At 72.0% G+C, this 19,495-nt stretch carries 17 protein-coding genes and 11 tRNA genes; 9 read left to right on the forward strand and 19 right to left on the reverse strand.

Features of this window, described 5'->3' with window-relative positions; translation table 11 throughout:
- Positions 1 to 2: 2 nt before the first annotated feature.
- Positions 3 to 407 carry a hypothetical protein gene (locus tag ACIA8L_RS47875; RefSeq protein ID WP_395915633.1) on the reverse strand — a complete coding sequence of 135 codons (405 nt, stop codon included), beginning with the start codon at positions 405 to 407 and terminating at the stop codon, positions 3 to 5.
- Between the two features lie 312 nt (positions 408 to 719).
- Between ACIA8L_RS47875 and ACIA8L_RS47880 the strand changes: the two genes are divergently transcribed.
- Positions 720 to 1,238 carry an LURP-one-related/scramblase family protein gene (locus ACIA8L_RS47880; RefSeq protein ID WP_395915635.1) on the forward strand — a complete coding sequence of 173 codons (519 nt, stop codon included), beginning with the start codon at positions 720 to 722 and terminating at the stop codon, positions 1,236 to 1,238.
- A gap of 113 nt (positions 1,239 to 1,351) precedes the next feature.
- Here ACIA8L_RS47880 and ACIA8L_RS47885 read toward each other — a convergent pair.
- From ACIA8L_RS47885 to ACIA8L_RS47935, 11 genes are all read right to left on the reverse strand, one after another.
- A tRNA-Cys gene (locus ACIA8L_RS47885) sits at positions 1,352 to 1,428 on the reverse strand.
- A gap of 5 nt (positions 1,429 to 1,433) precedes the next feature.
- Positions 1,434 to 1,507: transfer RNA gene (locus tag ACIA8L_RS47890), tRNA-Arg, on the reverse strand.
- A 5-nt stretch (positions 1,508 to 1,512) separates the two neighbouring features.
- Positions 1,513 to 1,594: transfer RNA gene (locus ACIA8L_RS47895), tRNA-Tyr, on the reverse strand.
- A gap of 64 nt (positions 1,595 to 1,658) precedes the next feature.
- Positions 1,659 to 1,731 (reverse strand) — tRNA-Asn (locus tag ACIA8L_RS47900).
- A gap of 3 nt (positions 1,732 to 1,734) precedes the next feature.
- A tRNA-Ile gene (locus ACIA8L_RS47905) sits at positions 1,735 to 1,813 on the reverse strand.
- Positions 1,814 to 1,815: 2 nt separating this feature from the next.
- Positions 1,816 to 1,888: transfer RNA gene (locus tag ACIA8L_RS47910), tRNA-Lys, on the reverse strand.
- Positions 1,889 to 1,892: 4 nt separating this feature from the next.
- Positions 1,893 to 1,967: transfer RNA gene (locus ACIA8L_RS47915), tRNA-Glu, on the reverse strand.
- Positions 1,968 to 1,992: 25 nt separating this feature from the next.
- Positions 1,993 to 2,065 (reverse strand) — tRNA-Leu (locus ACIA8L_RS47920).
- 6 nt (positions 2,066 to 2,071) lie between these two features.
- Positions 2,072 to 2,146, reverse strand: a tRNA-Gly gene (locus ACIA8L_RS47925).
- Between the two features lie 64 nt (positions 2,147 to 2,210).
- Positions 2,211 to 2,282, reverse strand: a tRNA-Asp gene (locus ACIA8L_RS47930).
- Positions 2,283 to 2,318: 36 nt separating this feature from the next.
- Positions 2,319 to 2,390 (reverse strand) — tRNA-Ala (locus ACIA8L_RS47935).
- Positions 2,391 to 2,815: 425 nt separating this feature from the next.
- On the opposite strand from ACIA8L_RS47935, the gene ACIA8L_RS47940 reads away from it, so the two are divergent.
- Positions 2,816 to 3,298 (forward strand): HAD domain-containing protein, encoded by a 483-nt coding sequence (locus ACIA8L_RS47940; RefSeq protein ID WP_395915637.1) that lies wholly within the window; start codon positions 2,816 to 2,818, stop codon positions 3,296 to 3,298.
- Between the two features lie 37 nt (positions 3,299 to 3,335).
- The gene (locus ACIA8L_RS47945) at positions 3,336 to 4,898 is read left to right on the forward strand and encodes an LLM class flavin-dependent oxidoreductase (RefSeq protein ID WP_395915639.1); all 1,563 of its coding nucleotides are present in this window, start codon (positions 3,336 to 3,338) and stop codon (positions 4,896 to 4,898) included.
- Here ACIA8L_RS47945 and ACIA8L_RS47950 read toward each other — a convergent pair.
- On the reverse strand, positions 4,883 to 5,785 hold the full coding sequence (locus ACIA8L_RS47950; protein ID WP_395915641.1) for an SDR family NAD(P)-dependent oxidoreductase: 903 nt from the start codon (positions 5,783 to 5,785) through the stop codon (positions 4,883 to 4,885). The genes ACIA8L_RS47945 and ACIA8L_RS47950 overlap by 16 nt on opposite strands.
- A complete protein-coding gene (locus tag ACIA8L_RS47955; protein ID WP_395915643.1) occupies positions 5,782 to 6,693 on the reverse strand; it encodes an SDR family NAD(P)-dependent oxidoreductase in 912 nt (303 codons plus the stop codon). The genes ACIA8L_RS47950 and ACIA8L_RS47955 overlap by 4 nt, the downstream gene beginning before the upstream one ends.
- A 95-nt stretch (positions 6,694 to 6,788) precedes the next feature.
- On the opposite strand from ACIA8L_RS47955, the gene ACIA8L_RS47960 reads away from it, so the two are divergent.
- From ACIA8L_RS47960 to ACIA8L_RS47970, 3 genes are read left to right on the forward strand one after another with little or no spacing between them, the layout of a single operon-like run.
- Entirely contained in the window at positions 6,789 to 7,358 is a 570-nt protein-coding gene (locus ACIA8L_RS47960) for a TetR/AcrR family transcriptional regulator (RefSeq protein WP_395915645.1), read from the forward strand.
- Positions 7,359 to 7,383: 25 nt separating this feature from the next.
- Positions 7,384 to 10,191 carry a BTAD domain-containing putative transcriptional regulator gene (locus ACIA8L_RS47965; protein WP_395915647.1) on the forward strand — a complete coding sequence of 936 codons (2,808 nt, stop codon included), beginning with the start codon at positions 7,384 to 7,386 and terminating at the stop codon, positions 10,189 to 10,191.
- Complete coding sequence (locus ACIA8L_RS47970) at positions 10,188 to 10,844, forward strand: VOC family protein (RefSeq protein WP_395915649.1); 657 nt, start codon at positions 10,188 to 10,190, stop codon at positions 10,842 to 10,844. Before ACIA8L_RS47965 ends, ACIA8L_RS47970 begins: the two co-directional genes overlap by 4 nt.
- Here ACIA8L_RS47970 and ACIA8L_RS47975 read toward each other — a convergent pair.
- Positions 10,841 to 11,413: a histidine phosphatase family protein gene (locus ACIA8L_RS47975; RefSeq protein ID WP_395915651.1), complete on the reverse strand. Its 573-nt coding sequence runs from the start codon at positions 11,411 to 11,413 to the stop codon at positions 10,841 to 10,843. The genes ACIA8L_RS47970 and ACIA8L_RS47975 overlap by 4 nt on opposite strands.
- A 36-nt stretch (positions 11,414 to 11,449) precedes the next feature.
- Here ACIA8L_RS47975 and ACIA8L_RS47980 point away from each other — a divergent pair, with 36 nt between their 5' ends.
- A complete protein-coding gene (locus ACIA8L_RS47980; RefSeq protein ID WP_395915653.1) occupies positions 11,450 to 12,139 on the forward strand; it encodes a haloacid dehalogenase-like hydrolase in 690 nt (229 codons plus the stop codon).
- Here the strand turns inward: ACIA8L_RS47980 and ACIA8L_RS47985 are convergent.
- The 3 genes from ACIA8L_RS47985 to ACIA8L_RS47995 are packed head-to-tail and all read right to left on the reverse strand — an operon-like array spanning position 12,120 to position 14,821.
- The gene (locus ACIA8L_RS47985; protein ID WP_395915655.1) at positions 12,120 to 12,566 is read right to left on the reverse strand and encodes an Lrp/AsnC family transcriptional regulator; all 447 of its coding nucleotides are present in this window, start codon (positions 12,564 to 12,566) and stop codon (positions 12,120 to 12,122) included. The two genes, ACIA8L_RS47980 and ACIA8L_RS47985, sit on opposite strands and share 20 nt — an antisense overlap.
- Before the next feature lie 15 nt (positions 12,567 to 12,581).
- Positions 12,582 to 13,718 carry an acyl-CoA dehydrogenase family protein gene (locus ACIA8L_RS47990; protein ID WP_395915657.1) on the reverse strand — a complete coding sequence of 379 codons (1,137 nt, stop codon included), beginning with the start codon at positions 13,716 to 13,718 and terminating at the stop codon, positions 12,582 to 12,584.
- Positions 13,715 to 14,821: a M24 family metallopeptidase gene (locus tag ACIA8L_RS47995; protein ID WP_395915659.1), complete on the reverse strand. Its 1,107-nt coding sequence runs from the start codon at positions 14,819 to 14,821 to the stop codon at positions 13,715 to 13,717. The genes ACIA8L_RS47990 and ACIA8L_RS47995 overlap by 4 nt, the downstream gene beginning before the upstream one ends.
- 168 nt (positions 14,822 to 14,989) lie before the next feature.
- On the opposite strand from ACIA8L_RS47995, the gene ACIA8L_RS48000 reads away from it, so the two are divergent.
- Both ACIA8L_RS48000 and ACIA8L_RS48005 read left to right on the forward strand, forming a co-directional pair.
- Complete coding sequence (locus tag ACIA8L_RS48000) at positions 14,990 to 15,937, forward strand: anti-sigma factor RsbA family regulatory protein (protein WP_395915661.1); 948 nt, start codon at positions 14,990 to 14,992, stop codon at positions 15,935 to 15,937.
- A gap of 10 nt (positions 15,938 to 15,947) precedes the next feature.
- Positions 15,948 to 16,859, forward strand: a complete 912-nt coding sequence (locus tag ACIA8L_RS48005; protein WP_395915663.1) for a 5'-3' exonuclease H3TH domain-containing protein — start codon at positions 15,948 to 15,950, stop codon at positions 16,857 to 16,859.
- On the opposite strand, the gene ACIA8L_RS48010 is transcribed toward ACIA8L_RS48005, so the two are convergent.
- The gene (locus ACIA8L_RS48010) at positions 16,845 to 19,328 is read right to left on the reverse strand and encodes a glycogen/starch/alpha-glucan phosphorylase (protein ID WP_395915665.1); all 2,484 of its coding nucleotides are present in this window, start codon (positions 19,326 to 19,328) and stop codon (positions 16,845 to 16,847) included. The genes ACIA8L_RS48005 and ACIA8L_RS48010 overlap by 15 nt on opposite strands.
- Positions 19,329 to 19,495 lie beyond the last annotated feature (167 nt).

A 19,495-nucleotide genomic window follows, 5' to 3' on the forward strand; every position in this document is an offset into this window, starting at 1 on the left:
CGTCACCCGCCCACGAGCGGGGTCAGGCGCAGGAACAGCACCGGCTCCCCGGCGCGCAGGATGACCGGGTCGTCGAGGTGCTCGAGCCGCCGCCCACCGGCGAACACCACGAACGCGCCCCGCTCGAACGCCCGCCGGGCCCGGGCCGCCTCCACGTCGGCGTCGGGCTCGACGCCCGGGGGCCGGATCGCGCCACCGGCCGCCTGCTCGCGGATGTCGGCGTCGGTGAGATAGTGCCGATCCAGTAACGCCCGCCGCCGCATGTCCCCGCCGAGCAGCCGCACCTGCTCGGCGACGGCCCCCGCGATGAGCTCCCCCACCGTGACGACGTCGGCGGCCTCGACGGTGGCCACGGGCATCTCGTCCCGATCCCGCCCCGGCACCCGGCTGCGCACCTCGATCAGCATCGCCCGCTCACCTCCCGACCAGCATCCTGCCACCCCGCCGGTGTCAACCAGGTGTCAGCCGCCGACGACCGAAAACCGGCCGCCGCACACGAACGCGCGGCCGACAACAGGCAAGAGCCGGCCGAACCAGCAGCCACCCGGGCCGGAGCCGGCCAAACCAGAAGCCGGCCGGGCCGGAGCTGCCGAAGGCCGAACCAGAAGCCGCCCGGGCAAGAGCAGCCGAAGGCCGAACCAGAAGCCGCCCCGGGCAAGAGCCGGCGAAACCGCAAGCCAGTCCGGCAAGAGTTGCCGTCAAGGCGGACAATCGACGGCATGTATGTCATCAAGGAGCGCTTCTTCGACGTCGGCGACGACTTCGACGTCACCGACGACCACGGGCGTAAGGTCCTGCACGTCGACGGCAAGGTGCTGAGCGTGCGCGACAAGCTGGTCATCGAGGACCCGTCCGGCAACGAGGTCGCCTCGGTGCACCGGAAGCTGATCGCGCTGCGCCCGACGTACCAGATCGAGATCGGCGGCGAGGAGGCCGCCGAGGTCAAGAAGAAGCTGTTCACGCCGTTCCGGGAGAAGTTCACGATCGACGTGCCCGGCCCGGACGACCTGACGATGTCCGGCGACCTGTTCGACCACGAGTTCACGGTCGAGCGCGGCGACCGGGAGGTGGCGTCGGTGTCGAAGCGGTGGCTGAGCATCCGCGACAGCTACGCGGTCAACATCGCCGACGGCGAGAACCACCTGCTGATCCTCTGCGCGGTCCTGGCCCTGGAGCTGGCGATGCAGCGCGAGAAGGACGAGGACAAGAAGGACCGGGAGAAGCGGGACGACGACTGAGCGGAGTCGCAGGCCCCGGTGTCGAACCGGGCACTCCACCCTTATGAGGGGTGGCCGAGCCGCCAACGCTCCGCCTGCGATGGACACTCCACAGTGGATGGCACACGCGAACGTGGAGACCCCAGCCGGATTCGAACCGGCGACAACCCGTTTTGCAGGCGGGCCCCTTTGACCACTCGGGCATGGGATCGGGCGTACCCCCGGCTGGACTCGAACCAGCGGCCTCCAGGTTCGGAACCTGGCGCTCTGCTCCACTGAGCTACGAAGGCGTGCGTGCGGGCGGAGGGATTCGAACCCCCTGAGACAATGCGACTGGGTTACGGCCAGTTTCGACTCTCCAGCGTCGACGCGCCCGCGAGGGACGGGACCGGCCGGCCCCCGTGAGCGCGGCCGGCCGGTCCCGTCGGTGTGGTGGTGCGGCTCCGATGCCCGGATTCGAACCGGGACCTTGACGGTTAACAGCCGTCTGCCCTGCCGGTTGGGCGACATCGGAACGTGGGGGCAGGGGCGGGATTCGAACCCGCGATGACCGGTTTATGAGACCGGTGAGGACGACCGAACTCCTCTACCCTGCGAGTGCGCCGCCGGGGACTTGAACCCCGAACACGCCGATTAAGAGTCGGCTGCTCTCCCGGTTGAGCTAGCGGCACGTAGAAGCGCGGACGGGACTCGAACCCGCACGGTTCCGGGGTGAAAACCCGGCGACTCTCCCAATTCGTCCACCGCGCCATAAAAATTGCAAAACAGACAACCGTGCCCCCGGCGCGATTCGAACGCGCACCGTCGACGTCCTCAACGTCGTGCCTCTGCCTTTGGGCTACGAGGGCATGAAGAGCGGCAGCCGGGATTCGAACCCGGGGCCTCCGCCATGGCGAGGCGGCGCTCTGGCCGGACTGAGCTACAACCGCTTGATCAAAAACCTGCAACCGCGTCATCAAGACGCTGACCCGCAACCGCGTGATCAACACTGCGCACCGCCGACCGGGATTGAACCGGCGACCTCGGCCTCGACAGGGCCTTGCTCTCCCACTGAGCTACGACGGCATGCGTGGCGAACCTCCCCCCAGGGGTTCGCACACGTGGACCTGAGCGGATTCGAACCGCTGACCCTCGGTCTGCCAGACCGATGCGCTACCACTGCGCCACAAGCCCGTTGACCGCTCCGGACGGAGCGGCTCGAACAATAATGCGTGTGCCATCCACTGTGGAGTTGTCAATGAACACAATTGCACGAGGGCATGCCGAAATAGCCATTCCGGCGAGGTGAAGAAAGGCAAAGAAAAACCGCCCGGACCCCGGTAGGGTGGGCGGCGGAGGCGGCACTAGCTGGGCGCTAGCCGCTCCACCGACCGGTGGCGTTCTTGCCGTGCAGACAGACCCGAAGGGCATAGCCGAGCATGGCCCGCTTGGCTTCGAGATCGCGGCGCCGCTGCATGACTTCCTCCTTCGTCCGGTGTCTGGCTCTGAGTTCCTTCTCGGTGCTGATGAATACATTACGCATTCCCCGGCCGATCCACAATGTATTTATTCGCGGCGGCAGGGTCCCGGATCGGTCGGCCAGGGGGTACCTTCGCCCCGTGGATGACGTGCCGGTGTGGCTGCTCGACGTCGACGGCGTCATCAACGTGAAGCGGCCGGCCTGGGGCGAGGCGCCGTTCCACGATCGGGCTTATGCGCTCGGCGCGGAGTGGAAGCTGCGCTGGGCGCCGGGGCTGCTGGCCCGGATCAGGCGGCTGCACCGCGAAGGGCTGGCCGAGGTGCGCTGGTGCTCGACGTGGTGCGCCTGGCCGGGCGAGCTCGAGCGGGTCTTCAAGGTGCGGTTCGACCGGGCGTTCGGGGAGGTGCCGGACTACTCCGTGGCGAAGCTGGCGGCGGCGCTGGCGGTCATGGAGGGCGGGCGCCGCCTGGTGTGGACCGACGATGTTGAAGTACCGCTGACGGGTCTGCTGTTCGAATCCATGACGTTGGACGACCGGGCGCTGCTCATCCGGCCGGACGACCGGCGGGGCCTGACCCCCGCGGACCTCGACGCGATCGAGGCGTTCTGCCGACGCTCGTAAATTTGCCGCTGAACAATCTGAGTGGAATATTATCTGTATGACAGACTACGGCCACGACCTGCGGTTCGGGACCTTCCTGCCCGCGGAGGCCGCCAACGCCGCCGAGGCGCTGCGGCTCGCGGTGCGCACCGAGGATCTCGGGCTGGACCTGACGAGCCTGCAGGACCACCCCTACCAGGGCCGGTTCCTGGACTCCTGGACGCAGCTCACGACGATCGCCGCGCACACCGAGCGGATCTCGGTGTTCCCGAACGTCGCCAACCTCCCGCTGCGCCCGCCCGCCGTCCTGGCCCGGGCCGCGGCCAGCCTCGACCTGCTCACCGGGGGCCGGGTCGAGCTCGGCCTCGGCGCCGGCGGCTTCTGGGACCCGATCGAGGCGATGGGCGGCCCCCGGCGCAGCCCCGGCGAGGCGCTCAAGGCCCTGGAGGAGGCGATCGCCGTCATCCGCGCGCTGTGGAGTGACGAGCGTTCGGTCCGCTTCGAGGGCGAGCACTACCGGCTCAAGGGCGCCCACCCCGGCCCCGGCTCGGCGCACGACATCGGCATCTGGGTCGGCGCGATCAAGCCGCGGGCCCTCGCACTCACCGGCCGGCTGGCCGACGGGTGGCTGCCCAGCTCGCCGTACGTGCCGCCGGAGCAGCTCGCCGAGTCCAACCGCCGCATCGACGAGGCCGCGCTCGCCGCCGGTCGCCGCCCCGAGGACGTGCGCCGCCTGTACAACATCGCCGGCACGTTCCGCGGTGACAGCCGCGAGTTCCTGCAGGGCCCGCCGAAGGTCTGGGTCGAGCAGCTCGCCGAGCTCGCGGTCACCGAGGGCATGAGCGCGTTCATCCTCATGGTCCAGGCCGGCGGCGACAACGACCTGGAGCGCTTCGCGATGGAGGTCGTCCCGGCGGTCCGGGAGCTGGTCACGGCCGAGCGGACCGGATCGTCCCACAAGCCGGAAGCGGCGGCGGTGGTACTCCCCGAGCCCGCGCGATCCCCCGAAGAGCGCCCGCTCAACCCGACCCTCGCGACCCCGACGCCCGACGACGGCACCCGGCTGTCGAGCGTGCGGCTGTGGGACGAGTCCGAGCGCCCGGCCGGCCCCGAGAGCGACCTGACGGCCGGCTACAGCGCCCGGCAACGGGCGTCGGGGCAGCACCTCATCGACGTCCACAACCATCTGCGGGAGGAGCTGCGGCAGCTGCGCGACCTCGTCGACCAGGTGGCGGCGGGCGCGATGGACCTCGGCCGGGCCCGCTCGATGATCAACACGATGGCGATGCGGCAGAACAACTGGACGCTCGGCACCTACTGCGAGAGCTACTGCCGGGTCGTCACCACCCACCACACCATCGAGGACGTGAGCCTGTTCCCGCGCCTGCGGGCGGCCGATTCCCGGCTGGCACCGGTCGTCGACCGCCTGGAGGCGGAGCACCACGTCATCGCCGACGTCCTCGAGCGGGTCGACCAGGCCCTGGTGGCGATGGTGACGAAGCCCGAGGGCATCGCCGAGGTGCGGGCCGCGACCGATCTGCTGACCGACACGCTGCTGTCGCACCTGTCCTATGAGGAGCGGGAGCTGGTCGAGCCGCTCAGCCGCTACAACGTGATGTGAGTGGCCTGGAGGGACACGTCCCACAGCCGGGCCGCGGCCTCGGGGTCGAGTGCGTAGGCGGCGACCCCGGTCCGGGCTCCCGGCTCGTTGGGGACCGCTTGGGCGCAGTCCTCGTAGTAGGTGCCGAACTCGGTGACCGTGGGCGACCCGGCCAGCAGCGCCGAGGTGGCCGCGCCCTGCTGCGGCGTCTTCCACCGGATCGGCCGGCCACCGTTGGCCGCGGTCGCCGTCCGCACGAGCTCCTCGACGTCGATGTGCCGCTGCAGGTTGGTGCGGATGCCGCCGGGGTTCAGGGCGTTGACCCGGACCCCGTCGCCGCGCCACAGCCGGTCGGCGTGCACCGCGAACAGCACGTTGGCCGTCTTCGACTGCCCGTAGGCCAGCCACGGGTCATACTCGCGCCGCTCGAAGTGGATGTCGTCGAACACCACGGGCGAGCGCAGGTGCGCGGTCGAGCTGACGGCCACGACCCGGGCCCCGCCGGCCGCTCTGAGCGCGGGCAGCAGCCGGACGGCGAGGGCGAAGTGCCCGAGGTGGTTGGTCGCGAACTGCGACTCCCACCCCTCGGCGGTCCGGCTCAGCGGCGACGCCATCACCCCCGCGTTGTTGACGAGGATGTGCAGCGGCCCGTCCCAGGCGAACGCTCGGACCGACGCCTGGTCCGCGAGGTCGAGCGGCCGCACGTGCTTGGCACCGACGTCCGCGGCCGTCCGCTCCCCCGCCTCGACATTGCGCACGGCCAGGGTCACCTCGGCGCCGGCGGCCGCGAGGGCCCGGGCCGTCTCGACCCCGATTCCCGACGCCCCGCCGGTCACGATGGCCCGCTTCCCGCTCAGGTCTACTCCATCGAGGACCTCGGCGGCGGTGGACTCGAAACCGAACCTCATTGCGCGATCTCCTTCTCGCTGATCTCCCACAGGCGCGCGGCCGCGTCCGGGTCGAGGGCGTAGGCGGCGACACCCGTCCGCGTCCCCGGCTGGTTGGGGCCGGCCTCATTGCAGTTCTCGAAGTACCGGCCGCCGATGCCCGCCAGCAGTGGCGACCCGGCGAGCAGGGCCGAGGTGGCCGCGCCCTGCTCCACGGTCTTGAACTCCGGATCGGGGTTGCCGGTGGCCGCGCGCAGGCGCTGCAGTTCGGCGGCGTCGACGTGCCGCTGCAGGTTGGTCCGGATGGAGCCGGGGTGCAGCGCGTTGACGAAGATCCCGTCCGGCGACCAGCGCCGGTGGGCCTCGACCGCGAACAGGATGTTGGCCGTCTTCGACTGCCCGTAGGCCGACCAGGCCTCGTAGTCGCGGTGCTCGAAGTGGATGTCGTCGAACACGACCGGCGAGAACAGGTGCCCGGCCGAGGCGACGGAGACGACCCGCGCTCCCCGCGCCTGCCGCAGGGCCGGCAGCAGCCCGGTCGCGAGGGCGAAGTGGCCGAGGTGGTTGGTCGCGAACTGCAGCTCCCACCCCTCCGGCGAGCGCCCGAGGGGCCGGGCCATGACCCCGGCGTTGTTGACGAGGATGTGCAGCGGCCCGTCCCAGGCCTCGGTGAAGGCGCGCACGCTGCGCTGGTCGGCCAGGTCCAGGAACCTGGTCTCGGCCTTGATCTCGGCGGCGACGCGCTCGCCGGCCGCGACGTCCCGCGCGGCGATGGTGACCTCGGCCCCGGCGGCCGCGAGGACCCGGGCGGTCTCGACACCGATCCCGGACGCCCCGCCGGTGACGATGGCCCGCCGGCCGCCGAGGTCGACGCCGGCGAGGACCTCGGCCGCGGTCGACGCTTTCCCGAACGGTGTGGTGACGCTCATGATCTTCTCCAGCGCTATGCTTGGAAACGGAGGTTCCTCCGCATGCCTCCATGCTAACCGGAGGCACCTCCGATTGACTCACCTTGGAGTGTGACGTGAACCACCCCGCCCGCCCCCTGCGCGCGGACGCCCAGCGCAACCGCGACCGCCTGCTGGAGGCCGCCCTCAAAGCCTTCTCCACCGGCGCCGCCGAGGAGGTCACCCTGGAGCGGGTGGCCCGCGACGCGGGCGTCGGCATCGGCACGCTGTATCGGCACTTCCCGACCCGCGAGGCCCTGATCGAGGAGGTCTACCGGGCCGAGCTGACCCGCCTGTGCGACTCCGCCCCGCGCCTGCTGGCCACCATGCCCCCGCCGGCGGCGCTGCGAGCCTGGATGGACGCGTTCATCGACTACTCGGCGACGAAGCGCGGCCTGGCCGAGGCCCTGCGCACGGTCATCGCCGCGGGCGGGCAGCCGTTCGCGCAGAGCCGCACCTCGATGGAGGCCGCGCTGCGCACCCTGCTCGCCGCGGGCCGGGACTCCGGCGTGCGCCAGGACGTCGAACCCTACGACGTGATGGTCGCGATGAGCGCCGTCTCCCTGTGGGTCTCCGAACCGGACCGCCGCGCACAGGCCGGCCGGGTCCTGGACCTGCTGATGGACGGGCTGCGGTACCACGGCTGAGCCCCGCGTCGGCGACAATCGATCGATGCGGGTGGGATTACTCGGGCCGGCCGAGATCGTCGACGGCGGCACGCGCATCGCGCTGGGCGGCCGCAAGGCGTCGATCCTCGCGGCCGTGCTGGCCTGCGCCGGCAACCGGCCCGTGCCGGGCAACGTCCTGTTCGAGGCGCTGTGGGGCACCCACACCCCGGCGCGGGCCGAGGAGAACCTCCGGGTGTGGGTCCACCACCTGCGCCGGGCGGTGGGCGGGGCCCGGATCGACCGCCGCGGGGACGGATACCTGCTGACCCTGGAGCCGGGCGAGCTCGACATCACGTCGTTCCGGTCGCTGGCCGCGGACGGCCGCACGGCCGCGGCCGCGGGCGATCCCGAGCGGGCGAGCGAGCGGTTCACCGCCGCCCTGGCCCTGTGGCGCGGCCCGGCCCTCGCCGGCCTGCAGAGCGTGCCGGTCCTCGCGGCCGAGGCGGCCCGGCTGGAGGAGCAGCGGCTGCAGGTCCTGGAGCAGCGGTTCACCGCCGAGCTCGCGCTCGGCCGGCACGCCGCGATCGTGGCCGACCTGTCGGCGCTGACCGCCCGGCACCCGATCCGGGAGACGTTCCACGGCCAGCTCATGGAGGCTCTCACCGGCGCCGGCCGGGCCGCGGAGGCCCTCGCGGTGTACGGCCGCCTGCGCCAGGTCCTCGCCGACGAGCTGGGCACCGACCCGGGCCGGCCGCTGCAGGACCTGCACCTGTCGATCCTGCGCCAGGAGCGGCCGCCCCCCACCGTCGCCGCCGACCCGCCCCCGGCCGCGGCGGCCGCGGCGCCGGTCCCCCGCCAGCTGCCCGCCGCGGTGCCCGGCTTCGTGGGCCGGACGGCCTGGCTGGCACGGCTCGACGCGCTGCTGCCGGACGGTGCCGGCGCCGGGCCGGTCGCCGCCGTCAGCGGGCCGGGCGGCATCGGCAAGACCACCCTCACCGTGCACTGGGCCCACCGCGTCCACGAACGGTTCCCGGACGGCCAGCTGTACGTCAACCTGCGCGGCTTCGACCCCACCGCCGACCCGGCGGACCCGGCCGACGTCCTGCGGGACTTCCTCGAGGCGCTCGGCGGACCCGGCTCCGCCGGGCCGGACCGGTTGGAGGCCCGCGCCGCGCTGTACCGCACCCGCCTGGCCGACCGCCGCGTGCTGGTCGTGCTGGACAACGCCCGCGACGTCGAGCAGGTCCGTCCGTTGCTGCCCGGCGGACGCGGCTGCCTGGTCGTGGTGACCAGCCGCGACCAGCTGGCCGGGCTGGTCGCGGCCGAGGGTGGCCGGGCCCTGCCCCTGGACGCGTTCTCCACCGCCGAGGCCCGCGCCCTCCTCGCCCACCGCCTCGACCCCGCCCGGACAACCGGCGACGACCCCGCCACCGCCCGGATCGTGGAACGCTGCGCCGGGCTCCCCCTCGCCCTGGCGATCGTCACCGCCCGCCTGGCCACCAACCCGCACCTGAGCCTCGACGCCGTCGCCGACGACCTCACCGACACCCGCCCGAGCCTGGCCGCGTTCACCGGCGCCGACCCGGCCACCGACGTCCGCGCCGTGTTCTCCTGGTCATACCGGATCGTGCCGGCCGACGCCGCCCGCCTGTTCCGCCTCGCGGGGCTCCTGCACGTCGGCCCCGACATCAGCCTCGCCGCCGCCGCGGCCCTCGTCGACCGCACCCCCGACGACACCCGGCCCCTGCTCACCCAGCTCGTCCGCGGCCACCTGATCAGCGAGCGGGCCCCCGGCCGATACGCCTTCCACGACCTGCTCCGCGCCTACGCCACCGAGCTCGCCCACACGACCGACCCCGCCGACGCACGCCAGGCCGCCCTGCGCCGGATGCTCGACCACTACCTGTACTCCGCCCGGGCCGCGGCCGTCGCCCTGGAGCACTCCGGCCTCGACGCCGTCCCGGACGAGCCGGCCGAGGCGTTCGCCGACCACCGGGCGGCGCTGGCCTGGCTGACCGCCGAGCGTCCCGCGCTCCTGGCCGCGGTCGGCCGCGCCCACGACAGCGACCTGCCCGGGCACTGCTGGCGGCTGGCCCGGATCAGCCAGGACTTCCTGGCCGCCCAGGGGTACTGGCACGACCTGCGCCAGGTCCAGCAGGTCGCGCTGAGCGCGGCGATCGGTGTCGACGACCCGGCCGCGCAGGCCGTCATCCGGCGCAGCCTGGCCTACGCCGAGACGCTGCTGGGCCACCACGACCGGGCCGAGTTCCAGCTCCGGCAGGCCCTGGAGCAGTTCCGCCGGCTCGGCGACGCCGTGCTGGAGGCGTACTGCACCCACAACCTGGCCATCGTGCAGCAGTCCCAGGGCCGCTTCCGGGAGGCTCTGGAGCAGGAGCGGCCGGCCCTCGACATGTTCCGGCGGGCCGGGCACGCCCGCGGTGAGGCCTCCGTTCTCAACACCATCGCCTGCCTGCACGCCGCGCTCGGCCAGTCCGAGCAGGCCCTCGACTTCGGGCTGCAGGCGCTGGCCGCGCACCGGAAGATGGCCCCGGGACGGCCCGACCCCGGCTTCCTGGACACCGTCGCCGACGCCCATCGGCGGCTCGGGCAGCATCAGGCCGCGCAGGAGCGCTACCGCGAGGCCCTCGATGTGTCCCGGGCCGTCGGCAACCGGTTCGTGCAGGCCTCGATCCTGGACCGGCTCGGCGACACCCATCAGGCGGCCGGCGAGCCCGGCCCGGCCGCCGACGCCTGGCGGGCCGCGGCCGCGCTGCTCGAGGAGCTCGACCAGCTGCCCACCGCCGGCACCGGCAACGACTTCCACATCCGGGTGCCGGACCGGGCCGAGCTGTACGCCAAACTGGGGGCATGATCGGCACGCTGGACGCGGTCGTCCTCGGCGCCACCGACCACCGGGCCCTGGCCGCGTTCTACCGCGACCTGACCGGGTGGGACCGGGCCACCACCGGCGACGACCGGGTCACCCTGCACGCCCCCGACGGCTGGCGGGTCGCCTTCCAGGGCACCGCTTCGGCCTTCCCGCACCAGGGGCACCTGGACATCCGGGTGCCGGAGCTGGAGCCGGCCCTGGAGCGGGCCCTGGCCCTGGGCGGCACGCTGCTGCGCCGCTTCGAGCGCTGGTTCACGGTCGCCGACCCGGCCGGCAACCCGTTCGACCTCGGCTGGCAGCCCAACATCCCGGCACCCGACCTGCTCGGCCCCGTTCTGGACGCCCCCGACCCGTGGCCGGCCAGCCTCTTCTACACCGCCCTGCTGGCCAAACCGCTGACGTACAACGGGGACGACGGGTTCGCGATGATCGCCGAGGCCGGCTCCCAGCCGATCCTGTTCCAGTGCGTGGACGGCTACCACCCGCACCCGGGGCAGCTCCACCTCGAGGTCGGCGTCGCGGACCTCGAGGCGGCCGAGCGGGCGGTGCTCGCCCTCGGCGCGACCCGCGGCTCCGACGGGTGGCTGGACCCGATCGGCCGGCCCTTCCGGCTGACGAACCCGGACCGGGGCTAGACCGGCGGGGCGTTCCAGAGGCGCAGGGACGGGACTTCGTGCTCGTGGCCGAGGACCGAGACGGTGGCGGTGCCGAGGGTCAGGTGGGCGCCGAACGTCACCGGCTGGTCCAGCCAGCGGGCGGCCAGGGAGCGCGACGCGTGGCCGTGGCTCACGACGGCGACGTCGCCCAGGGCCAGCATCGGGCGGAGCTTCGTGATGAAGCGGTCCAGGCGGGTGGTGACCTGGTCGGGGGTTTCGCCGTCGGGGCAGCCGTCGGTCCACAGGTCCCAGGACGGGGCGGCGGCGCGGATCTCGGGGGTGGTGAGGCCCTCGTAGGCGCCGTAGTTCCACTCGGCGATGTCGTTGTCCACGTCGGTGATGACGAGGCCGGCGAGCTCGGCGGTGCGGCGGGCGCGTTTGCGGGGGCTGGTGATGACGGCGACGAACGAGCGGGTCGCGAGGGCTCGGGCCAGGGACTTGGCGCCCGCTTCGCCCTCCGGGGTGAGGTCAAGGTCGGTCGTGGAGGTGTGCCGTCCGGCGGCGCTCCACTCGGTCTGTCCGTGCCGTACCACCACGATCTCGGCCATCTCCAGATTATGCCGGTTGCGGCTAGGCTCCACCGGGTGGATGGAGTTCTGGTGCTCTGGGATGTCGACCACACGCTGGTCGACGTCGACGGGCTCGGGCGGGAAGCCTACGATCTGGCGTTCCTGCGGCGGTTCGGGGTGCCGGTGACGCATCAGCCGCCGATGGCGGGGCGCACGGATCGGGCCATCGCCAAGGACATGCTGCGGTTCAACGGCGTGGCGGTGACCGACGCGCACCTGGAGGCGCTGCGGGAAGGGGCCGAGCAGGCCCTGGACGAGCTGGCCCATCTGCTGCCGGCGCGCGGGCGGGCGCTGCCGGGAGCGGCCGAGGCACTCGCCGCGGTGCGGGAGCAGACGGTGCAGTCGCTGCTGACGGGGAATGTGCGGCGGATCGCGGAGGTGAAGCTCGGCCCGTTCGGGCTGGCCGCGCATCTGGACCTCGACGCGGGCGCGTACGGGTGGAGTCACGAGGTGCGGGCCGAGCTTGTGGCGATCGCGCGGCTCAACGCGTACCACCGCAGCAAGAGGCATTTTGACAAGGTGGTGCTGGTCGGCGACACGCCCGAGGATGTCGGGGCGGCGTTGACGAGCGGGGTCGGGGTGGTCGGTGTGGCCACGGGGCGTTATTCGCGGGCCGCGCTCGAGGCCGCCGGCGCGCATGTGGCGCTCGACGACCTGGCCGACACCGGGCTGGTGCAGGACGCGATCAGGCGGGCCGCACGCTAGAACGGTGCTCGTAGGGCGTCGAGAGCACGACGGTCGTGCGGGTCGTGACGTTCGCGGCCTGGCGGATCTCCTGGAGGAGCCGTTCGAGGGCCAGGGGGTTCTCGACCCGGACGAGCAGCAGGTAGAAGTCCTCGCCGGCGACCGAGTAGCAGCTCTCGATCTGCGGGAGCTTGGCCAGGCGGTCGGGGGCGTCGTCGGGCTGCGACGGGTCCAGGGGGCGGATCGCGACGAACGCGGTCATCGACATGCCCAGCGCGTCGTGGTCGACCTTCGCCGCGTAGCCCTTGATGACGCCGCGCTGCTCGAGGCGGCGCACCCGCTGGTGCACGGCCGACACCGACAGGCCGACGCGCTCGGCCAGGTCGGTGTAGGACAGGCGGCCGTCCGCGGCCAGGGCCGCGACGATCGCGCGATCGGTCTCTTCCACGGTGCGAACCATAACCTAGAGGCTTCGCGAGATGACCACGCGCTGGATCTGGTTGGTGCCCTCGAAGATCTGCAGGACCTTGGCCTCGCGCATGTAGCGCTCGACCGGGTGGTCGGACACGTAGCCGGCGCCGCCGAGGACCTGGACCGCGTCGGTGGTGACACGCATGGCGGTGTCGGTGCAGAAGAGCTTGGCCTTGGCCGCCTCCGCGGTGTGTGGCAGGCCGGCGTCGCGCAGGCGGGCGGCGGCGAGGTACAGGGCGCGGGCGGCGGCGATCTGGGTGGCCATGTCGGCCAGCATGAAGCCGACGCCCTGGAACTCGGCGATCGGCTTGCCGAACTGCTCCCGCTCGCGCGCGTAGGCGGCGGCGTAGTCGAGGGCGGCCTGGGCCAGGCCGACGGCGCACGCGGCGATGCCGAGCCGGCCGCCGTCCAGGGCGCTGAGCGCGATCTTGAAGCCGCGGCCCTCATCGCCGATGAGCCGGTCCGCGGGGACGACGGCACCGTCGAACATCAGCTGGGCCACGGTGGAAGAGCGCAAACCCATGGTCTTTTCGGGGGTACCGCTGGTCACGCCGACGGTCGCGGCATCGATCAGCAGGCAGGAGATCCCCGCGGGGCCGGGGCCGCCGGTGCGGACGAACACGTTGTAGAAGTCGGCCCGCCCGGCGTGCGTGATCCAGGACTTGCTGCCGTTGACGACATATCCGTTCTGGTCGGCTGTCGCGCGAGTGTTCAGCGCGGCGGCGTCGGAGCCGCTGTGCGCCTCCGACAGGCAGTACGCGCCGAGCAGCTCCCCGCCGAGCATGTCCGGCAGCAGGCGTTCGCGCTGCCCGTCGGAGCCGAAGGTGGCCAGGGGGTAGCAGGCCAGGGTGTGCACGGAGACCCCTTCGGCCACGGCCAGCCAGCGGGCCGCGAGCTCCTCGAGCACCTGCAGGTAGAGCTCGTAGGGGACGCCGGCGCCGCCGAGCGACTCCGCGTACGGCAGGCCGAGCAGCCCGGCCTTGCCCAGCAGGCCGAACAGTTCGCGGGGAAAGCGCCGCTCGGCCTCGTACTCGTCGACCCGCGGGGCCAGCTCCCCGTCGGCGATCTCGCGGACCAGCCCGATCAGGGCCGCGCCCTCCTCGCTGAGAAACGGGCGACTGACGGTCATAGGATCACCAGCTCCGTGTCGATGGTGTTGAGCCGCTCGACGCCCGTCTCGGTGCACACGACGATGTCCTCGATCCGGGCGCCGTGGCGGCCGGCGAGGTAGATGCCGGGCTCGACCGAGAACGCCATGCCGGGCTCGAGCGGGGTGTCGTTGCCGGCCACGATGTAGGGGTCCTCGTGCCCGTCGAGGCCGATGCCGTGCCCGGTGCGGTGCAGGAACGCGTCGCCGTGGCCGGCCTCGGTGATCAGGTCCCGGGCGGCCGCGTCGACGGACTCGGCGGTCGCTCCGGGCCGGACCGCGGCGACCGATGCCCGCTGAGCCTCGTGCAGGACGGCGTAGTAGGCGGCGAAGTCGGCCGGTGGCGCGCCGATGCAGTAGGTGCGGGTGGAGTCGGAGCAGTATCCGTCCGGCATGGCGCCGCCGATGTCCACGACGACCGGCTCGCCGGCCCGGATCACCCGGTCGGAGACGCCGTGGTGCGGGCTCGCGCCGTTGGGCCCGGCGGCGACGATGGTGAACTCGACGGTCGCGTGCCCGGCCTCCCGGATGGCGGCCGCGATGTCGGCGGCGACCTCGGCCTCGGTGCGCCCGGCCCGCAGCCACTCCCCCATCCGCCGGTGCACGGCGTCGATCGCCTGCCCGGCCCGGCGCAGGGCGTCGACCTCGGCCGGGGTCTTGCGCAGCCGCAGCTCCCGCAACACCGCCCCGGCCAGGGCCTGCTCGGCGTCCGGCAGCGCGTCGCGCAGGGCGAGGACCTGCTCCGCCCACATGCGGTTGCCGAGGCCGACCGTTTTGGCGGTTTTCAGGCGATCGCTCACCAATCCATACGGGTCGCTGCCGTCGGAGTGATCGACAAGTCGCACACCGACGGACTCGGCCGGTGAGGCCTCCGCGGCCGGGCGTTCGAGCCGTGGGACGATCAGCACCGCCTCGCCGTCGGCGGGCAGCACGAGCAGGGTCAGCCGCTCCAGGGCGTGCGCGTCGTAGCCGGTCAGGTAGCGCAGGTCGGCGCTCGGGCCGATGAGCAGGGCGTCGAGCCCGGCCGCGGCCATGGCCCGCTGGGCGGCGGCGAGCCGGTCGGGGGTATACAGCTCCACGCCCATCAGCTTAAAGAACGTTTGGTTTCCCGTGCGCCCCTGTGGAAGCAGTCGACCCGGCGGTACCAACGGGTAGGTGATTGACGGGCGTTCTTGGCGTAGTCTGTGGGCGACGTTTGAGTAAAGGCTCCACATGTAGCTGTAGCCGGACCGAGAGATGAGTTCGCCATCTCCATGAGTCGCCCCACCGCGCCGACGCCCAGCGACCGGGTTGCCGACCCGTTCGTCCATGAGGCGTTGCTCTACGAAGGCGTGGTGGGATTCCTCGACGGCACCATGAAGTTCATCTATGAGGGGTTCTCCCTCGACGAGCCGACCATGGTCGCGGCCCCGGCCGGCAACGTCACGCTGCTCAAGGAGCGCCTCGGCGCGTTCGCCGAGGGCGTCGACTTCCTCGACATGCAGGAGGCCGGGCGCAACCCGGGCCGGATCATCCCGTGGGTGCTGTGCCGGTTCATGGACGAGCACGCCGGGCGGCGGGTCCGCATCGTCGGGCAGTGCGTCTGGCCGGAGCGCACGGCGGAGGAGTATCCGGGCTGCGTCCAGCACGAAGCCATGGTCAACCTCGCCCTGGCCGGCCGCGAGGCGACCCTGCTGTGCCCATACGACCTGGCGCGGCTCGACCAGCGCCGGATCGACGACGCGCACCGCACGCACCCGACGATGGTCGACGACAACGGGCGCTACCCGAGCGGTGCCTACGACCCGCAGCGCGCCAACGCGGCCGGCAACGTGCCGCTGTCCGAGCCGCCGGCCGGCGCCACCACGCTGCGCTTCGAGCTGGAGACCCTGGTCGACGTGCGCCGCCGGGTGGCCGAGGTCGGCCTGGACGCCGACCTGGTGCCCGACCGCATCGTGGACCTGCAGAGCGCCGTCAACGAGCTGGCGACCAACAGCATCCAGCACGGCGGCGGCTCCGGGACGCTGCGCACCTGGCACGACGAGGAGCGGGTGGTCTGCGAGGTCCGCGACTTCGGCCACGTGACCAACCCGATGATCGGCCGCCTGCGCCCGCCCCACGGCCGGGGCCGCGGCCTGGTGATGGTCCACTTCCTGGCCGACCTGGTCCAGCGACACACCAGCACGACCGGGACCACCACCCGCGTCCACGTCTTGCGTTAACCTCGCCAGGGTGGACCGCCCTCTCCTGCTGATCGACTCGGCCAGCCTCTACTTCCGCGCGTTCTTCGGCGTGCCCGAGGCCGCCGCGAAGGCCCCCGACGGCACCCCCGTCAACGCGGTCCGCGGCTTCCTCGACTTCCTCTCCACCCTGATCAAGGGCCGGCAGCCCGATCGCATGGTGTGCTGCCTCGACGAGAGCTGGCGTCCGGCCTGGCGGGTCGCGCTGCTGCCGTCCTACAAGGCGCACCGGCTCACCCCGGCCGGCGGCGAAGAGGTCCCGGACGCCCTCTCCGCCCAGGTGCCGATCATCCTCGAGTTCCTCGCCGCGCTCGGCATCACCGCCGTCGGCGCCCCCGACTTCGAGGCCGACGACGTCATCGGCACGCTCGCGTTCCGGGAGCCGGGGCCGGTCGAGGTGGCCACCGGTGATCGCGACCTGTTCCAGGTCATCGACGACCACAAACCGGTGCGGGTGTTGTACTGCGGCCGCGGCGTCGCGAAACTCGAAGTCCTCGACGACGCGGCGCTCCGCGGGAAATACGGTGTCCCGGCGGCCGGCTACGCGGACCTCGCGGCCCTGCGCGGCGACCCCAGCGACGGGCTGCCCGGCGTGGCCGGTGTCGGCGAGAAGACGGCGGCCCGGCTCGTCGACCGCTACGGCGACCTCGACGGCATCCTGGCCGCCCTGGACGACCCGCAGTCCGGCTTCGCGCCGGGCCTGCGGGGCAAGCTCGAAGCCGGGCGCGAGTATCTCGCCAAGTCGCGTGACGTGGTCGCCGTGTCGCGTGCGGTACCACTGCCGCCGCTGGAAACGAAACTCCCGTCGGCACCGGCCGATCCCGACGCCCTCCTCGCCCTGGCCGAGCAGTGGGGACTGGCCGGCGCCACCAAGCGGATCGTGGACGTGCTAGCCCGGAACTGAGACGCGCACCGGGTCGACGCGCCAGATCAGGTCGCAGTAGTCGCGCACGGTCCGGTCGGAGGAGAAGAAGCCGCACCGGGCCGCGTTCAGGATCGACATCCGGGCCCACCCGTCCTGGTCGCGCCACGCCTGCTCGACCCGCTCCTGGCACTGCAGGTAAGCGCGGTAGTCGGCCAGGGCCAGGTACTCGTCCCGGCCCAGCATCGCGTCGACGACCGGCGCGAACAGGGTCCGGTCGCCCTTCGCGAACACCCCGTTGGCGATGGCGTCGATCGCGGCCCGCAGGTCCGGGTCGGTCTCGTAGTACGCGTGCGGATTGTGGTGCCGGCGCTGCTCCGTGGCCTGCTGCGCGTCCAGGCCGAACAGGAAGAAGTTCTCGGCCCCGACCCGGTCCCGGATCTCGATGTTGGCCCCGTCGAGCGTGCCGACGGTGACCGCGCCGTTGAGGGCCAGCTTCATGTTGCCCGTCCCCGACGCCTCCTTGCCGGCGAGGGAGATCTGCTCGGACAGGTCGGCCGCCGGGATGATCACCTGGGCCCGGCTCACGTTGTAGTCCGGCTGCAGCACGACCTTCAGGTGCCGCGACACCACCGGGTCGGTGTTGACCGCCTCCGCGACCGCGTTGACCAGCCGGATCAGCAGCTTCATCGAGTGGTAGCCGGGCGCGGCCTTCCCGCCGAAGAGCACCGTGCGCGGCACGACGTCCAGGTCGGGGTTGTCGCGCAGCCGGTTGAACAGCGTGATGACGTGCAAGAGCTTCAAATGCTGGCGTTTGTACTCGTGGAAGCGCTTGATCATCACGTCGCAAAGCGAGTCCGGGTCCATCACCACGCCGGTCGACTGCTCCACGAGCGCGGCGAGGTCCACCTTGTTGGCCCGCTTGACCGCCCGCCAGTGGTCTTTGAAGCTTTGGTCGTCCGCTGCGGTTGCGAGCGCTTCGAGTTGGTCGAGATCGGTGATCCAGTTGTCGCTCCGGAGTTGGTTCGTGATCAACTCGGACAGGCGCGGGTTGGCCATCCGCACGAACCGCCGGGGCGTGACCCCGTTGGTGACGTTGTGGAACTTCTGCGGCCACAGCTCGGCGAAGTCCCGCAGCGTCGTCTCCGTGAGCAGCTTCGTGTGCAGCTCGGCGACCCCGTTGACGGCGGTCGACGCGACGACGGCCAGGTGCGCCATCCGGACCCGCCGCTCCCCGTCCTCGGAGATGATCGACAGCCGCCGGACCCGGTCGCCGTCGCCCGGGAACGTCGCCTCGACCTCCTGCAGGAAGAAGTGGTTGATCGCGTAGATGATCTCCATGTGCCGCGGCAGGAGCCGCTCCACCAGCGCCACCGGCCAGGTCTCCAGGGCCTCCGGCAGCAGCGTGTGACAGGTGTAGTTGAACGTCCGCCGGGCGATCGACCAGGCCCGGTCCCAGTCCATCCGGTACTCGTCGACGAGCAGCCGCATCAGCTCCGTGACGGCCATGACCGGGTGCGTGTCGTTGAGCTGGATGACGACCTTCGCCGGGAACGCGTCCCAGCCCTCGTTGCGCAGCCGGTAGCGGCGGATGATGTCGCGCAGGGAGCAGGCGACGAGGAAGTACTGCTGCTTCAGGCGCAGCTCGCGGCCCTGTTCGGTGCTGTCGTCGGGGTACAGCACCTTGCTGATGTTCTCGGCCGCGGTGATGTCCTCGACGGCCTCCTTGTATTGCCCCGCCCCGAACCGCGACAGGTCGAACGACTCGCGGCTGGCCCGGGCCCGCCACAGCCGGATGATGTTGACGGTCTGTGTGCCGTACCCCGGCACCAGCATGTGGCTCGGCTCGCCCCGCACGACCTCGCCCGGGCTCCACTGCCGCCGCAGCCCCGTCGGGTCGTCGATGGCCGGCGCGGTAGCACCGTAGAACCCGACCTTCTGCCGGTCGTCGGGCGCCGGGAACTCCCACGGATTGCCGTAGAACGTCCAGTCGTCGGGCCGCTCGACCTGCGAACCGTCCCGGAACCCCTGCTTGAAGATCCCGAACTCGTAGCGAATCCCGTAGCCGACCGCCGGAATGTCGAGGGTCGCCATGGAGTCGAGCAGGCACGCGGCGAGCCGCCCGAGCCCTCCGTTGCCCAGCCCCGGCTCCACGTCGTACCGCTCGAGCTCCTCAAGACTCGTCCCGAGCTCAGCCGCGATGGGCCGCGCGAGCTTCTCCGTGTCCGTGTACAGGAGATTCTGGGGCAGCTGCCGCCCGAGCAGATATTCTGCCGACAGGTAGTAGACGAACCGCGGGTTAGCCTCGTAGTGCGCGGCCGCGGTGCGCGCGTAACGCTCGACGAGGCGGTCCCGCACGGTCAGGGCCAGCGTGTGATACCCATCAGACCCGCTGGCCGACTCGAGCGTCGTGCCCCGCTGGTAGTACAGGTTGCTGATGAGATCCCGCTCGAACTCCTCGAGCGTGCTGCCGACGGTGCGCATCCTGGGCCGAGGCCGAGCGTCAGTCACAACCCCAACCCTATGCTGTTCCCCTATTGCCTGGGGGAGGCTTCGCCTCCACCCAGACCCCCTCACGATCTCCGCCACCACGCCCCGGCCGCGCGGGGTGGAGCACGCCACGCAGCCGAACGACGTGGACGCGCGGCGGTTGCCAATACGTCGTGATCGGAAATGTC

Origin of the sequence: Dactylosporangium sp. NPDC051541 (genome assembly GCF_044454505.1) — a bacterium.
Classification (GTDB): domain Bacteria; phylum Actinomycetota; class Actinomycetes; order Mycobacteriales; family Micromonosporaceae; genus Dactylosporangium.